The organism is Vreelandella alkaliphila, from assembly GCF_016107625.1.
Classification (GTDB): Bacteria; Pseudomonadota; Gammaproteobacteria; order Pseudomonadales; family Halomonadaceae; genus Vreelandella; species Vreelandella alkaliphila.
This window is the reverse complement of the sequence record NZ_JABASV010000001.1, coordinates 448097-462437: the sequence shown is the minus strand read 5'-3', so window position 1 is coordinate 462437 and position 14341 is coordinate 448097. Positions and strand designations below refer to the sequence as shown.

Annotated in this window: 13 protein-coding genes; 9 read left to right on the top strand and 4 right to left on the bottom strand. The window is 54.7% G+C overall.

Translation table 11 applies throughout. From position 1 onward, the window contains the following. Positions 1 to 22 precede the first annotated feature (22 nt). The 4 genes from JFC11_RS02070 to JFC11_RS02055 all read right to left on the bottom strand — a co-directional run bounded on the left by JFC11_RS02070 (position 23) and on the right by JFC11_RS02055 (position 5128). Positions 23 to 1678 (bottom strand): ABC transporter ATP-binding protein, encoded by a 1656-nt coding sequence (locus JFC11_RS02070; RefSeq protein WP_198348615.1) that lies wholly within the window; start codon positions 1676 to 1678, stop codon positions 23 to 25. Between the two features lie 9 nt (positions 1679 to 1687). After that, the gene (locus JFC11_RS02065) at positions 1688 to 2521 is read right to left on the bottom strand and encodes an ABC transporter permease (RefSeq protein WP_198348614.1); all 834 of its coding nucleotides are present in this window, start codon (positions 2519 to 2521) and stop codon (positions 1688 to 1690) included. Next, positions 2518 to 3495 carry an ABC transporter permease gene (locus JFC11_RS02060; protein WP_198348613.1) on the bottom strand — a complete coding sequence of 326 codons (978 nt, stop codon included), beginning with the start codon at positions 3493 to 3495 and terminating at the stop codon, positions 2518 to 2520. Before JFC11_RS02060 ends, JFC11_RS02065 begins: the two co-directional genes overlap by 4 nt. A 76-nt stretch (positions 3496 to 3571) precedes the next feature. Next, complete coding sequence (locus tag JFC11_RS02055; protein ID WP_198348612.1) at positions 3572 to 5128, bottom strand: ABC transporter substrate-binding protein; 1557 nt, start codon at positions 5126 to 5128, stop codon at positions 3572 to 3574. A 248-nt stretch (positions 5129 to 5376) separates the two neighbouring features. Here JFC11_RS02055 and JFC11_RS02050 point away from each other — a divergent pair, with 248 nt between their 5' ends. The 9 genes from JFC11_RS02050 (at position 5377) to JFC11_RS02010 (ending at position 14316) form a co-directional block, all read left to right on the top strand. Next, positions 5377 to 6051, top strand: a complete 675-nt coding sequence (locus JFC11_RS02050; RefSeq protein ID WP_038481546.1) for a GntR family transcriptional regulator — start codon at positions 5377 to 5379, stop codon at positions 6049 to 6051. A 169-nt stretch (positions 6052 to 6220) separates the two neighbouring features. Beyond that, positions 6221 to 9886, top strand: a complete 3666-nt coding sequence (locus tag JFC11_RS02045) for an ATP-binding protein (RefSeq protein ID WP_198348611.1) — start codon at positions 6221 to 6223, stop codon at positions 9884 to 9886. After that, positions 9883 to 10512: a condensin complex protein MksE gene (locus JFC11_RS02040; protein WP_198348610.1), complete on the top strand. Its 630-nt coding sequence runs from the start codon at positions 9883 to 9885 to the stop codon at positions 10510 to 10512. The genes JFC11_RS02045 and JFC11_RS02040 overlap by 4 nt, the downstream gene beginning before the upstream one ends. After that, positions 10509 to 11738: a hypothetical protein gene (locus JFC11_RS02035; protein ID WP_198348609.1), complete on the top strand. Its 1230-nt coding sequence runs from the start codon at positions 10509 to 10511 to the stop codon at positions 11736 to 11738. The genes JFC11_RS02040 and JFC11_RS02035 overlap by 4 nt, the downstream gene beginning before the upstream one ends. Continuing rightward, complete coding sequence (locus tag JFC11_RS02030; protein ID WP_198348608.1) at positions 11735 to 12601, top strand: DUF7281 domain-containing protein; 867 nt, start codon at positions 11735 to 11737, stop codon at positions 12599 to 12601. The genes JFC11_RS02035 and JFC11_RS02030 overlap by 4 nt, the downstream gene beginning before the upstream one ends. Before the next feature lie 289 nt (positions 12602 to 12890). Beyond that, a complete protein-coding gene (locus JFC11_RS02025; RefSeq protein WP_198348607.1) occupies positions 12891 to 13352 on the top strand; it encodes a hypothetical protein in 462 nt (153 codons plus the stop codon). 78 nt (positions 13353 to 13430) lie between these two features. Continuing rightward, complete coding sequence (locus tag JFC11_RS02020) at positions 13431 to 13703, top strand: CopG family ribbon-helix-helix protein (RefSeq protein WP_009722154.1); 273 nt, start codon at positions 13431 to 13433, stop codon at positions 13701 to 13703. Further along, entirely contained in the window at positions 13700 to 13981 is a 282-nt protein-coding gene (locus tag JFC11_RS02015) for a type II toxin-antitoxin system RelE/ParE family toxin (RefSeq protein WP_198348606.1), read from the top strand. Before JFC11_RS02020 ends, JFC11_RS02015 begins: the two co-directional genes overlap by 4 nt. Before the next feature lie 152 nt (positions 13982 to 14133). Further along, positions 14134 to 14316, top strand: a complete 183-nt coding sequence (locus tag JFC11_RS02010) for a type II toxin-antitoxin system YoeB family toxin (protein ID WP_198348605.1) — start codon at positions 14134 to 14136, stop codon at positions 14314 to 14316. Positions 14317 to 14341 lie beyond the last annotated feature (25 nt).

Sequence of the window (14341 nt, the reverse complement as noted above, 5' to 3'; positions counted from 1 at the left end):
TAAATAGGTTGAAATTCAGCGATTAGGCGGTAGCCGCCACTGGCGCTTGACGACCAGGAATCGCATCAAGCAGTGACTGGGTATAGGCCTCTTTCGGCTGAAGGAATATTTGTTCAGCGCTGCCTTGTTCAACAATACGGCCATGCTGCATCACCACGATGCGGTCGCAAATTTGCGCGGCGACGCGTAAATCGTGGGTAATAAACAGCAGTGAAAGCGAAAGCCGTTGCTTCAACTCTTCAAGCAGTTCCAGTACCTGGGCTTGAATAGACACATCCAACGCTGAAACAGCTTCATCAGCGACAATCAGTTCAGGGTTTAGCGCCAACGCACGGGCAATGCCAATGCGCTGGCGTTGTCCGCCGGAAAACTCATGGGGGAAGCGCTCCACGGCGCTTGCGCCAAGGCCCACAAGATCAAGTAGTTCTCCTGCCTGCTTGAGTGCCACATCTTTGGGTGTGCCATTGGCCATAGGTCCTTGCGCAATCGCCATGCCGACCCGAGTGCGTGGGTTAAGCGAGGCGTAGGGGTCCTGAAAAATCATCTGCACGCGGTGGCGTTCACGACGCAGCGCGTCGCCTTTTAGCTGTGAAAGATTAACGCCATCCAGCAACAGTTCACCGCTGTCTGGGTGTTCAAGGCGCACCACACAGCGGCCAAGGGTGGATTTCCCCGATCCCGATTCACCAACAATACCCATGGTCTCGCCACGGGCCAGAGTTAGCGAGATATCATCCAGTGCGCGGACTTCTCGGGCTGGCTTAAACCAGCCCCCGCGTGAACGAAAGACTTTATTAAGCTGTTTGATCTCGAGTAGCGGAGCCACCTGGCTTGTTTCACGGTGGGGCGGCACTGCATTGCTGGGAATGGCGGCAATCAGTGCTTTTGTGTAAGCGTTTTGCGGATTTTCCAGCACCTCTTTGGCTTCGCCGATTTCGACAATCTTACCATGGCGCATGACACAGACGCGGTTGGCAATTTCAGCCACGACCCCAAAATCATGAGTGATAAACATCACCGCCATACCACGGCGGCGCTTTAGGTCACGAATAAGCTCGAGAATCTGCGCCTGGGTAGTCACATCCAGCGCCGTAGTGGGTTCGTCGGCGATCAATAGTACGGGCTCTAGGGCTAATGCCATGGCGATCATGACGCGTTGCCGCTGACCACCGGATAGCTCAAAAGGGTAGGCGCTGATGGCTTTTTCTGGCTGTGGTATACCCACTTCAATCAACAGCTCCAAGGCACGTTCTTGACGCTGTTTCGGGGTCAGTTGACCGTGCGCTTCAAACACCTCGGCGATTTGGGCACCCACTCGCATTAACGGATTAAGCGCGGTCATCGGTTCCTGAAAAATCATGCCGATTTTAAGGCCGCGCAGGGCGCGATGCTGCTTCTCGGTTAGGGTGATGACGTCTTGGCCGAGAAAGTTAACCTCACCTTGAACGGGGCGTACGCCTTTAGGGAGCAGGCCCATCACGGTGTTAGCGGCCATTGATTTACCCGAGCCGGATTCCCCGACTACGCACATGATTTCGCCGCGATTAACGTCGTAGCTAACGTTTTCCACCGCCAAGGCACGGTCGGCACCTTTGGGCAGTGCCACGCTTAAGTCACGAATGCTAAGCACTGTTTCAACTGATGGATTCTCTTTTTTAGAATCAATAGTGACCGTCATGAAGGGCTCCTAGCGCTCGCGGGAAAGTTTGGGGTTAAGCGCATCGTCTAGCCCTTCACCGACTAAGTTCAACGCCAGAACGGTGAGTAGAATCGCCACACCAGGGAAAAAGCTTAGCCACCAGGCTTGGCGAATAACCGTACGTGCCGCGCCAATCATGTAGCCCCAAGACATCACGTTAGGATCGCCCAAGCCTAAAAACGACAGCGCCGATTCCAGCAAAATAGCGGTAGCGACCATTAATGAGGCCAGCACAATAATCGGCGACAGCGTGTTAGGCAGAATCTGACGCAAGATAATGGTGCTGTTGGTTTGGCCGACTAAGCGAGCCGCTTCAACGTATTCACGGTGCCGCAACGACATAAACTCTGCCCTTACCAAACGGGCAACCGGGGGCCAACTGACCAGTGCAATCGCCAGCACAATGGAGGTGATGCTGGGTTGCATAATCGCTACCAGCACTATTGCCAGGGCAAAGTTGGGGATGGTTTGAAAAAACTCGGTAAAGCGCATGAGTACGTCGTCAATCAGGCCCCCGTAGTACCCCGCAATCGCCCCCAGTGGCACGCCAATCAGCAGTGCAACGCTGGTGGATACCAGGCCAATCAGCAACGACACCCAGGCACCATGCATTAATCCTGCAGCGACGTTGCGCCCCATGGTATCGGTGCCGAGCAGATAGCCATCCTGGGAAAGCGGCGGTAAAAAGGGCCGCTGAACCATGCGCCAGGGAGATTCAGGAAATAGCAGCGGCGCCAGAATCGCCATGACGATAATGAGCAGCAGAATAATCAGCCCTATCAGGGCGCCACGGTTTTGCGCAAAGCGTGCGAAAAAGCTCATGAGGCCCCCTTGATGCGCGGATCAGCCAAGCGGTAAACCAAGTCGGTAAGAATATTGAAGACAATTACTAAAGCCGCCGAGAAGAAGAAAATACCCAGCAGCAGGTTGTAGTCACGCTGTTGTAGCGCTTCAAACATCAGCCGTCCGATACCCGGCCAAGCAAACACGGTTTCCGTCAAAATAGCGCCGCCAACCATCTGCCCTGCCTGTAAGCCTGCCAGAGTGATAATCGGCAGTAAGGCATTGCGAAGAATGTGTCGGCGCTGAATGACGCTAGGCTTTAACCCTTTCGCACGGGCGGTTTTAACGAAGTCCTGCTGGGCTGCATCGAGCATCGAAGTACGCGTCATGCGGGTATAAATCGCCATAAAAAATAGCGCCAGCGTAGTGGCAGGCAGTATTAAATGCGTAGCGACATCGAGCACAAGCGCAAAGCCAGTGTGCCCCGCGCCAACGGTGTAAAGACCGTAAGCGGGCAGCCAGCCGAGGTAGACGGAAAACACCACTACCGACATCAGCGCTACCCAAAACAGCGGTGTGGCATAAAACACCAGGGCTAGCGCCATAATCAGTGAACCAGAGGGCTTTTTAACCCGCGCCGCCGCCATGGAGCCAGCCACAATGCCGAGTACCAGCGAGAGCACAAACGCCGTGCCGGTTAGCAGCAGCGTGGCGGGCAAACGATCCATAATCAGATCAAAGACGGGCACACCAAGCCGATAGGAGTAGCCAAAGTCGAGCATGGCGATACCCGACACGTAGCGCCACAGCTGCACGTACATCGGCTGATCGAGTCCAAACCGCTCGCGCAGCTGGTTAAGAAACTCCTGATCCGCGGCACCCGCTTCGCCAGCCAGAATCGCGGCCGGGTCACCGGGGGCTAACTGAATCAGCAGGAAGTTAAAAATAACGATTAAAAACAGCACAATCACGGCTTTAAACAGCCGCATCAGAATGAGGCGCGCGTAGACCATAAGTCGTTTCCTGGCTAATACCTTCAAGACATAGCTAAAAAACCCAGGTAGCTCTCGCTACCTGGGTGGCTTGGGTTTAGCGATCTAGCCAAGCATCTTTAAAGCCGTCGTTGACACCCACACCGGAAGTGACGAGGTTCTGCACATCACAGCGGAACAGGGTCGGGAAGCCCAGTTCCATCAGCCAGCCAACGGGCACATCTTCGTGCAGGATTTCCTGAACTTCACTGTAAAGCGCTTCGCGCTCTTCGTCGGGGAAAGCCGTAGCGGCCTCGTTGAATAGCTCGTCGACACGCTCGTTTTCGTAGCCTTCGACGTTATTCCAGGGCGAGCCTTTGGCAATATTGTCGGAAAGGTAGGTGCGTGAAATACCCAGCGCCGGGTCGCCGTACTGGTATAGGTAGGTAAAGGCGAGATCGTAATCCCAGTCGCCGAGACGCTGGTTCCAGCCGCCCACGTCGGTGGCTTGGGTGCTTACGTTAATACCCACTTCGCGCAGATTCTGTTGTACGGCTTCAGCCCAACGGGTCCACGTTTCGCCGTAAGGAAGCGGCAGGATAGTAATCTCTTCGCCGTTGTAATCCATTTCTGCCAACAGCTCACGAGCGCGCTCTGGGTTGTGATCGTAGGGTTCTAAACCGTCATGTTGGAAGCGCGCGTTGGAGCCAAAGGCGGAGAGCGGCACATTGCCTAAGCCATTCCACAGCACATCTTTGGCAAACTCACGATCCATGGCATACATCACCGCTTGGCGGAATCGTTTGTCGGCGGTGGGGCCTTCACGGTTGTTCATCCACAGCATGGCGAAGGGACTGAAATATTCGTGGCCTTCTTCTGTCATACAGACGTTATCCATCGCGGATAAACGCGGGATATCGAAGTTCTCAACGGTGCCGCTTGGCAGTACATCGATGGTGCCATTCTCAAAGGCAACTGCACGGGAGCCACCGTCTGGGATGATGTGCCAGTTGACGCCATCCAGATAGGGGAGCCCGTCTTCGTAGTAGTCATCGTTTTTAACCAGCTCGATAACGGTGCCGCGTTCCCAGTTAGCAAACTTGAAAGGGCCTGTGCCAATCGGGTGATCGTTGTGTTCGTTGTTGCGGAAGTCGGTGTCCGCATACAGGTGTTCAGGCACCATGGTGAAGGTGCCTGCCTCAAAGGAGATCAGGAATGGGCCGAAGGGGTCGGTTAAGGTAAATACCACCGTGTGGTCATCCGTTGCTTCGATGCTTTCCACATGCTGTAAAACGGCCCGCGCACTGGGGTTCAGTTCGCGGTGGAAAACATCGGCAGAAAATACCACGTCGTCAGCGGTGAAGGGCTCGCCGTCGTGCCAGGTAACATCTTCCCTTAGGTGAAAAGTATAGGTGCGGCCATCGTCGCTGACGTCCCATGATTCAGCCAACTGCGGCATGGGTTCCAGATCCGTGGTGTAGCGCAGCAACCCTTCATAGATATTGCCTGCCACGGTGCGTGTAGGCGCGTTTTGCACCATTCCCAGCACTAAGCCTGGCGGTTCTGGTTGAATAATAGTGTTAACCGTACCACCTTGTTTCGGGTCGTCTGCCAGGGCGGCCGACGAAAAAGCGAGTGCTGCAGCGGAAATTGCCAAAGCCAAAGGTGTTCTCATTTTGTTTCTGCTCCTCGGTTACTAGGCCAAAGCCTGTCACGTAATGGATTTACGTTATTGTTAGGCGAGCGAGGCGTGATACAAAACAGCCCAGTTGTTGTTATGGATTGTGGTTATAGATCGTTATATGAGGCCTTTTTGAACATAGCATTGGTTTGTAAAACTGTCGACAGTCGTCAATCGGCCGTCGACAGAATGTTTTTTTGCGTCATACTAAAAGTACGTAATACCTAATAAGAGTAAACTCTATGGCCTCTTCCCCAGTGGCTCCTGGCGGCTTTATTCAACAGCAAAACCTTGTTGAACAGGTGGCCGACTATTTGACGCAAGCGATTATCCAGCAACACTTTTTGCCCGGTGAGCGGCTTTCAGAAGTGCAGCTTTCTCGAGATTTAGGCGTCAGCCGCGCGCCGGTTCGCGAAGCTGCTCGCTTACTGGAAAGTCGTGGGCTTTTAATCTCAAAACCAAGACGCGGCTTTTTTGTTAGGGCGTTGAATGCCGTTGAATTAGAGGATGTCTTCGATTTGCGACTATGTCTTGAACGCCATGCTATCCAGCGCTTATCGGAGCGCTACAGCAGCGACGCTGAGCGCGCGCTAAAACAGCAGGTAGAGGTTTTATGCGAAGCGACCGCCAGCAATGATGGAACACGCCGCATTGAAGAAGACCTGCAGTTTCACCGCTTGATGATTCATTACGCGGGCAATGAGCGGTTGCTGCGGGCATTTGATGGCTTAACTCACGAACTTCGTCTGTGCATTACGCTGATTACCAAAACCCACGAAGCCCCCGATACCATTGCCACCAGCCACTTTAAGCTGCTAGATGCATTGGGTAGCGGCAGTTCCGAGGCTTGCCGTGAGGCCATTGATTACCATATAGGCGTTGCTAGGGATTTTGTGGTGAGCAGCGTGGGAGAGTGACTAAGAGAGCGCATGAAGGAGTGAGAGGTAGGAATACAAATGGTGTTAGCAGTCGATCTAAATGTGCATTGTCATTAGATAAATCAATAGTTCACACCTGAACAGATGTCGCCTTGCTCTAGGTCTGGCAAGATAGCGTTTTCGGACGTTTGACGATCAAGGACACGGCATGGCGCATTTGCTACGCATCGTTATGATTCACGGCCACTTGTCAGGGGTGGTTGAACTCAATGTGGATGGCCACACCAATATTTGCGGCACCAACGCGTCAGGCAAAACCACGCTTCAGCGGTTAGTGCCGGTGTTTTACGGCGAGCTGCCCAATAAGGTGGTGCCGAAAACCCGCATGAAGTTTGATGCCTTCTATTTGCCCACTCGTCAAAGCTATCTCGTTTACGAATATCGCCGCGAAGCAGGCAATGTTTGCCAAGTAGTGCTGACGCGCAAGCAAGAAGGCGGCGTGGAGTACCGTTTTGTCGGTGCCCCTTATCGGCCAGAAGACTATCTGATCGAAACTGAAAAAGGCCCCTTGGCACTGGAGTACCCACAGTGGTCTAGCGGATTGCGCCGCAGCGGGATTCCTGTCTCTTCTAAGTTGGGAGCTACCTCCGAGTTCCGCTCGGTGATCCAAAACGACTTTACCCAGCTGCACGGTAATAGTCGCGATGGCCTAAAGCTGCGCCAAATCGCGGCGCAGTTTAGCCTGGTTAACCCTGAACGGCGTATCCGTCATATCGAAAAACTGGTCTCTGCTGTGCATGCGAAAGAGGGCAAGATGGATACCCTCAAAACCATGCTGGCGGCAATTTTCGAAGAGGATGGAGTCGAGCTGCCGGTCACCCGTATTCGCAGTGCCAAAGCGCGGGAGTGGATTGCCCAGATGCGTCAGTCCATGCGCCTGGAGCCGCTGCAAGCCTCGCTGACTAAGCTTGGTGGCATCGATCGCGAATTGGCCCAGTTAGAGACCACGCTTTGGCAGTTGAAACCCCAGCTAAGCGCCGATCATCAACAGGCAGAACAGCGCATTGCGGACCTAGATGGTGAGTTAAACCGCCACCAGCGCGAATTCCAACAGCGTGAAAATGCCTACACTCAGCAGCGTGATGAGCTGAACGACCGCCACAGTGAAGTCGCGAGCGACTTGCAGCACACTCAACGCCGCCTGAATGATCTGCAAACCCAGTTTGAGCACTACGCTGATGCCGACATGACCGGTCTTGAGCGAGACATCAACGCCTTACCCCAGTGGCGTGAACAGCGTGATCAGCTTCAGCAGCACCTGCAAGTTATGCAAGATGCGGTAAAAGAGAGTCAGGCGCGCTTAGATGGTCGGTTGCGCGAGCTTTCTGAAGCACTTGCCCGGCAAACCCAAGAAAACCAGGAATTTATAGATGCCCTGGTCGAGGAAAAAGCGCAACGCCGAGAGCAGCAGTGGCAAGCCGAACAGCAGCATAACGAGCGCTATCAGCAAGAGCGCCAGCGGCTAGAAGGTGAGTATCAAGCGCAGTTAGAGCTGGGTGTTGAGCAGCTTGCCGAACTAAAAGCGCAGCTGGCGATGCCCACCCAAACTGCTGAAGAAGCCCAGGAAGCCGAGCTTGCCCAAGCGCGTTTAGACCAAACACAGCAGGAACGCAGCGCCGCCGCTGCAACCTTGGAAGCACTGCGCCGCGAGCTTGAAAGCCACAAACGTGAACGCGATGCCGCCGAGCAGCAACTGGTGCAGTGTCGTCAGCAGCGTGAGCGGGCCGAACAGCACTGCTATGCGCTCTATCAACAGCGCGACCCTGAACAAGGCAGCCTGCGCCACTTCTTGCGTTACCACCGCCCCGGCTGGGAGCAGCAACTCGGTAAGGTTATTGCGCCAGAACTGCTTGAACGCCGAGACCTCGCCCCGCAGCTTGCTGAAGGAGCCAGCGACGACCTGTTCGGGTTAGCGCTGGACCTAAGCGCCATTGCACTGCCGGATTACGCCCAGGATGAAGCCAGTTTGCTGGTGGCGATTGAAGAGGCGGATGGCGCTAAACAGCGCGCCCAAGCCGAGTGTGCCGCTGCCGAAAAAGCTCTAAAGCAGCACAACGAACGGGTGCAACAGGCCGACGAGGCCCAAGATCAGGCGCGCATGGGGTATCAGCGGGCCGAACAGGAAGTGGAGTATGCCCTTGAGGCTCGCCGCCAGCAGCAAGAGCGCCATACCAAGCGCCAGCAGGCTCGCCGAGCGGAGCACCAAGCGGCGTTGGCTCGTCAGGAGCAGGCTCAGGCCGAACTGCGCGAAGAGAAACGCCAGGCGCTTGCCGAGCTTGCCGAAACCCATCAGGGCCAGTTGCTGGAGTTAAAAGCCGACGCGCAAAGCCAGCTGAATAGCCTGGATGCGCAGCTACGCCAGTACAAGCAGCAGCTCAACGACGCCAACGCTGAGCATCAGCGCCAGCGTAGTGAGCTGGAAGCCGCCTTCAGCCAGGAGCTTGCCGAGCAGGGCGTGGACCCCGCGCAGCTTCAGGAAACGAAGAAACGCTTAGAGCAGCAGAGTGAACGCATTCGTAAAATCGCCGCTCGCCAGGAAGAACTAACCGAGTATCAACGCTTTATGCGCGTGGAGTGGAGCCAGCACAAGCCCCAGCTAGTGGCTCAGGAAGCGGAACTGGTTCAGCTTGATCAACAGTTGAAGCGCGAAAAAGCGCGCCTCAAAAATGACTTCCATGCCGCACGTGAAGCGCATCAAGCAGCGGTTAATGAACTAAAAATTCAGCGCGCAAATGCCCACGGCAGCGTAGAAGCCCTTAAGCCGCTGCTGACCCAGTTAGAAAGTTTGGACATCGTTGCAGAGGGGTCGCCCTTAGCGGAGGCCGTGGGTGATATGGAGGAGCGCATAGAGCGTGCGCGCCAAGCGTTAACCAGCCGCCATCAGCAGCTTGAGCAGCTGCGCCGGGGCTGCCTGGAGGTAGAAAGCCAACTGATTAAAGATGCCAGTAGCGGCTTTGCCGATGCACTGCAAAGTGAACGCGAGAAGCTACCAAACGACAGCCCGCGACTAGTGTTGCCGCTGCTGCGCGACATGCTAAAACTATTGGAAGATCAACAGCAGCAGCTGATTCAGGAAGGGCGCAATTTAAGCGATGACCTGGATAAATTCTTTATTGTCTTCCGAGACTTAAATCGCCGTATCAGTGCGCAAAGCCGTCGGCTTTCCGACGAAGTGGCGGATGACCTGCGCTTAGAAGGCATCAGCAAAGCGGAAGTGCGCATTCAATCGACGATCGATGAGCTGGGTTTCTGGGAGCCTTTAAAGCTGTTTGCCCAGCGCTACAAAGCGTGGCGGGAATCTGGCCAGATGCTGCCCAGCGACGATTACCTTAATGCGCTGGCCGATGTGGTCGATTTGCTGCGCAGTGACCAGCAGTACAGCTTTGAAAGCCTGCTGCGCCTTGAACTGCACCTAAACGAAGGCGGCACTGACCTGGTGATCAAAAACGACCGCCAGTTGTTGGAGTCTTCCAGCCATGGCATGGCCTACCTGATTTTGTGTAAGTTTCTGCTGGCGTTTACGCGGCTGCTACGGGGGGATGCGCAAATTGCTATCCATTGGCCGATTGATGAAATTGGCACGCTGGCCTATCACAATGTCGAAAAGTTGTTCGACGCTTGTGACAGCAACCGTATCCACATTGTCGGTGCCTTCCCCAACCCGGAATCGGATGTGCTGCTGCTGTTTGCTAATCGCTACCTGATTGAGCGGGACCCTAACCAGCCCAACCAGCGCCTGCTAAAACGTATTGAGCCGCGCCTTAGCCCGCTTGCACAGCGGATTAAGGAGCGTCAGCAAGAGGTGACCGCATGATCGAACACGGCCCGCTACTGGAACGCTTGCTTGCTGGCGAGTTTGTCTGCGCCGTCAGTGATGACAATGCCTTCCGCCACCTGACAAATGACGAGACCCGCGACGCGATTGATGACTACCTGCGCCCGCTCAACCGCAGGCTGGCGAGCAATGATGAAGGCAGTGTCTACTTTTTAGCTTGGCGACAGCTTAATGAAGCTGCTCGGGAGCAGCTATCGCGCCAGCTGAGTGACACGGTCAACAGTCTGTTACCACTGCTGGAATGGCTGCAGCTGGTTCAAGAGGCGCTAGGCCGCGACACCTTGGCGGCCCCAGGCGATGTGCTCAAGCCCGCTGAGTTCAGCGCTAAGTGCGAAGACAACCAAAGCCTTCGTGAGCGTTTGGAACGGCTAGCCACAGACAGCTTCTTTGGTTCCCAGAGCGACCAGTTGGATGCCCAAGTAAAGCAGTTATTTAAACGCTTGAAAGAGCATGGTTACTTGCTTCAGCCCCACACTGAGCGTCAGGTGTTTGTGGTCACCGGTAAAATTGATTACCTAATCGAGGTGGTGCGCTTTATCCGCGATGAGGAAAACTTGCCCATCGATGCGGAGCGGGAAGAGGGTGCCCAGGAGGCGCTGCTGTGAGCGAACTGGAAAGTCGCCTGCTCAAAACCGGCGCTGAACGGCTGGCGCTGTTGGGCAAGCATGCCGAACGGCTGATGCAGGGCTACACTCGTGATGACGTGCCGCTAGACGGACTCAACGACAGTGCGCTGCGCAAGCTGTTGGCCGCTCGGGTGTTATGGCGGCCAGATGAACAGAGCGGCGTAAAGCTCTCTCCTAAAGTGCGCGAACTGATCGCTGAAATGCTGGCCGATGAAACCCGCCGCCATGTAAATGCCGATGTTGCGGAAACCCTTGAGCTGGTGCGTTCGTTGGTGCACAGCTACCGTGAAGCCCGCAGCCGAGGTGAGCATTGGCGACAGGAGCAGCAACTGCTGCGCCTGCGTCAGGAAGTTGACGATCTAAACGGCCGCTTTGCCGATGCTATTGATAGCCTTTGGCAACGGCTCAATAGCGATTTCGGCTTTGTGAGCCAGTTGAGCGATAAGATCCGCGAGAACGACCGCGCCCAGAAGCAGATTGTTAGGTTGTTGGATGGCCTGGCACTGATCGACTTCGACGAGCTAATTGCGTTAGTAGGCAGCGATGGCAGCCTGCGCAAGCTACTCATCAGCCAGCTGCAGCAGCGCTTAAGCCACCATTACACCAGTCTGCGGGAAGTGCAGCGGCGGTTAATTGAGCTAATGGCACGCTTTCGCAAACAGCAGGCACGCAGCCGCCTGATCAGCGGCATGGTCGCGTTTATGCGCGAACACCCAGGCTTTGTGCCGAGTAATTACGCCAAACGCAGCGATGTACCAGCGTTATTCAACCATGCTGCGCCGTTAAATGCCGCCGCTGCGCCAGCGTTAGATCGCGCGCTGGAAAGCCGCGTGCTGGCAGAACTGTTGCATGAATTGCCAACCCCACGCCATGCCGCGCAAACCGTTGAGTCGGCCGTGCCTGCGTTCACGCCGGAAGATAACCTCGCCGCTGCACGCCAGCAGGCGCTTAAGCAAGATGTGGAACGCTTTTATCTTGCGGTGTTAGATCAGCCCCCCGCCGAGCCGATTAGCGCCCTCGCTTATCTGTATGACAGCCACCTCGACTGGCCCGATGAAATTTGGCTGTTTCAGGTTATCTCCGAATACCAGGGCTTGCCGCGTAGCGAGCAGCAGGCGTTTCGCCTACACCAAGACGAATCACCGGCCAGCCCATTTAACGATCTGCGCCTGATTCATGACGTTGCACTGGCGGTGGCAGTATGACGTTATCAGGCCGCGCCCGTGCCGGGCTTAACAGTGTTGTTCGAGAGCTTAACCGCCAGCCCGTGGTAGAAAAATCCCGAGGTAAATGGGTCGAAGATGTAGTGGCATGGTGCCATCAGCAAGATATTGATCTAACCATGCGGATTTCCAACCAAGCGCTGCGCTTTGACGCCACGCTCATGGCGCAAATCAACAGCATGTTGGAGAGTGATCGTTTGGCACCGCTAGGGCGCTCGTTAAGTGGTTTAAGTAGTGCCGCTCAAGCAGCTGAAGGCGTTGAGGAGGATAAAAGCCGCCGCGAAGGCCCTCGTGCAAAACGCGTGCTGATCAACTTGCCGCCGCAGCCCTCTGCATGGCTTGCTCCAGAGCCGCGCAGCATACGCGATGTTGATGTAAGCGGCTTGAAGCTGGCGGTGTTTGGCGCGCTCGTTCAGGTGGAAAACCTGGATAGCTTCTACGCGTTTTCGCCAGAGATAGCAGCGCTTAGCGGCTACGCTAACCCGCTGGTGGTCTATCGTGGCGACAGCCACTACGGCGGCGGCTTTGCCGAACTGACAAAAGCATGGCGCAAAACCAATCGGCCACACCTCTACGCCGGTGACTTCGACGCCAAAGGCGTGACCCTAGCCCTAGACAGCGGCGCCACGCACCTGCTACTACCTGGCATCGAATGGCTCACCCAGCACGTCACGCCCCTGCACCAACCCGCTGAACAGCTGCCATTCCAACGCCGCCTACGCCAACGGAACGTTACGCTGCCCAGCCACCACCCCCTACGCCCGTACTTAGCCCTGCTGGAAAAGCAGCGCGGGCTAAAACAGCAATGGTTCGGAGGGGAGTTTGTGTGTATATCACTCAGTTAAAAGCAGCCTTAGGGCTGCCACTCAACCCCGCTATTTTACGCTTTCCCTTACTTGGCCGTTAACGAGTTCGCAAATACGCGACGTTTGGATAGTTTGCCAACATTGGCTTTTCCCTAAAGGGAATTAATGGGTTAGATTCAGGTGAGGGCGACAACAACCATTTTTAAGCAAAGCGTATCGCGTAGGCGAGCTTTTTTATAAATTTCAATGTATGGCAGGTAGATGGTTTGGCTGCTGGTTGTTAGGAAAATACGCATGCGCATTAATAAACTGTTAGACGAGTAGGTATATGTCACTCATCATTTCCGCTTTTGCACTCCTAATATCGTTGGGAAGCTTCTGGGTCAGCTTTGACTCAGCCCGACTGGCCAGGAGAACTGCTGCTGCAGAGAAAAGGACGCATGTCAGGACTATTCTTTCCGGCGTTCTTTTTGAGGTGCGTGAGCTTCACCAAGTTGTAACAATGGCCATCAATTACGAAGGTGAAGAGTACCGATTCCCTGATGGTTTAGACAAAATAGAGCAGGAGTTGGCGCGGTATGCGGCAGTTATCCCTGGCAGGCTAAAGTGGCTGAGCGATGATAGCCCCGATGACCCGGTAAAGCTTGAGGAGTATCGGTCTCATGCCCTAGAGCTAGAATCTCGAATGACGAAGGTCCGGCCTATGATTCAGGAATTAAAAGTTGAAGTCATACCGGGCAAGTCGTCTAACAAATCGCTCAATTCGTCGCCGCAAAACGGCGCGAATTAGCGCAGCGTTAAGTTTTTTGCTCCATCCTCGCAGACTATGATGTAATACGTTGTAGTCGCCAAATTTGAGGGTATCGTCATGAGCGTCACCACAGTCCGCCTTCAAGCAGACGTTGAACAACACCTGGAAGCAATCGCTAGCAGGTTACACCGGAGCAAAGGCTGGGTGATCAACCAGGCATTGTCGGAATACATAGCAAAGCAGCAGCTTGAGCAAGAGCGGTGGAAACAAACGTTAGAGGCAATGGAGTCTGCTGCCCAAGGCAAGGTTGTTGATGCCAGCGAGGTTCACAGCTGGCTTAATAGCTGGGGAACCGAAAACGAGCAGGATGCGCCAGGGTCAGGTAAGTGAAACTGGTTTACACGGCCGAAGCCATTGACGATTTGAAACGCCTCCGAGAGTTCATTGCGGATCACAACCCGTCTGCGGCGGCCAGGATTGCCGCCGAGCTTGTTGGCAAAATCGAATTACTTCCAGGCTTCCCCAATATGGGCGCACCGGTTGAAATGGCACCGGTGCCTGACTCTGTTCGAGATATGGTTTTCGGAAAATACGCCGTTCGATATTCAGTCCATGCCACTGCCATCATTGTTCTCCGGGTATGGCATGGTCTTGAAGGTGAACGGTAGTCATTAAACCAGGCGTGGCACTCGGATGCCTTTGTATCTGCTTTGCTGCGTAAAAACTATCGGCGCTCTGCGCTCATCGGCGAATTCTGAGCATTTGAATCGCTCAATTGAACAATTCAAAGCAGGTAAGGTAACCCGCAGAGACTTGATGGATGAGTCGCCGATTACTGTCATGGACTGACGAATCCTGGAGCGATTCCCTTCACTGGCAAACCAGCGCCGTTAAAGGAAAACTTAGCTGGTTTTGGTCGCGACGTATAGATGATACGAATCGATTAGTCTACGCAGTTGATGATAATGCGATTACGATTATTTTGTGTCGTTATCACTATTAGATTCGGGCCTTCCACAGACTATCTC

What these genes read in the sequence shown, in the direction of transcription:
- JFC11_RS02070 (WP_198348615.1), bottom strand. Translation starts at nt 1,678, where the DNA reads ATGACGGTCACTATTGATTCTAAAAAAGAGAATCCATCAGTTGAAACA.
- JFC11_RS02065 (WP_198348614.1), bottom strand. Translation starts at nt 2,521, where the DNA reads ATGAGCTTTTTCGCACGCTTTGCGCAAAACCGTGGCGCCCTGATAGGG.
- JFC11_RS02060 (WP_198348613.1), bottom strand. Translation starts at nt 3,495, where the DNA reads ATGGTCTACGCGCGCCTCATTCTGATGCGGCTGTTTAAAGCCGTGATT.
- JFC11_RS02055 (WP_198348612.1), bottom strand. Translation starts at nt 5,128, where the DNA reads ATGAGAACACCTTTGGCTTTGGCAATTTCCGCTGCAGCACTCGCTTTT.
- JFC11_RS02050 (WP_038481546.1), top strand. Translation starts at nt 5,377, where the DNA reads ATGGCCTCTTCCCCAGTGGCTCCTGGCGGCTTTATTCAACAGCAAAAC.
- JFC11_RS02045 (WP_198348611.1), top strand. Translation starts at nt 6,221, where the DNA reads ATGGCGCATTTGCTACGCATCGTTATGATTCACGGCCACTTGTCAGGG.
- JFC11_RS02040 (WP_198348610.1), top strand. Translation starts at nt 9,883, where the DNA reads ATGATCGAACACGGCCCGCTACTGGAACGCTTGCTTGCTGGCGAGTTT.
- JFC11_RS02030 (WP_198348608.1), top strand. Translation starts at nt 11,735, where the DNA reads ATGACGTTATCAGGCCGCGCCCGTGCCGGGCTTAACAGTGTTGTTCGA.
- JFC11_RS02025 (WP_198348607.1), top strand. Translation starts at nt 12,891, where the DNA reads ATGTCACTCATCATTTCCGCTTTTGCACTCCTAATATCGTTGGGAAGC.
- JFC11_RS02020 (WP_009722154.1), top strand. Translation starts at nt 13,431, where the DNA reads ATGAGCGTCACCACAGTCCGCCTTCAAGCAGACGTTGAACAACACCTG.
- JFC11_RS02010 (WP_198348605.1), top strand. Translation starts at nt 14,134, where the DNA reads ATGAGTCGCCGATTACTGTCATGGACTGACGAATCCTGGAGCGATTCC.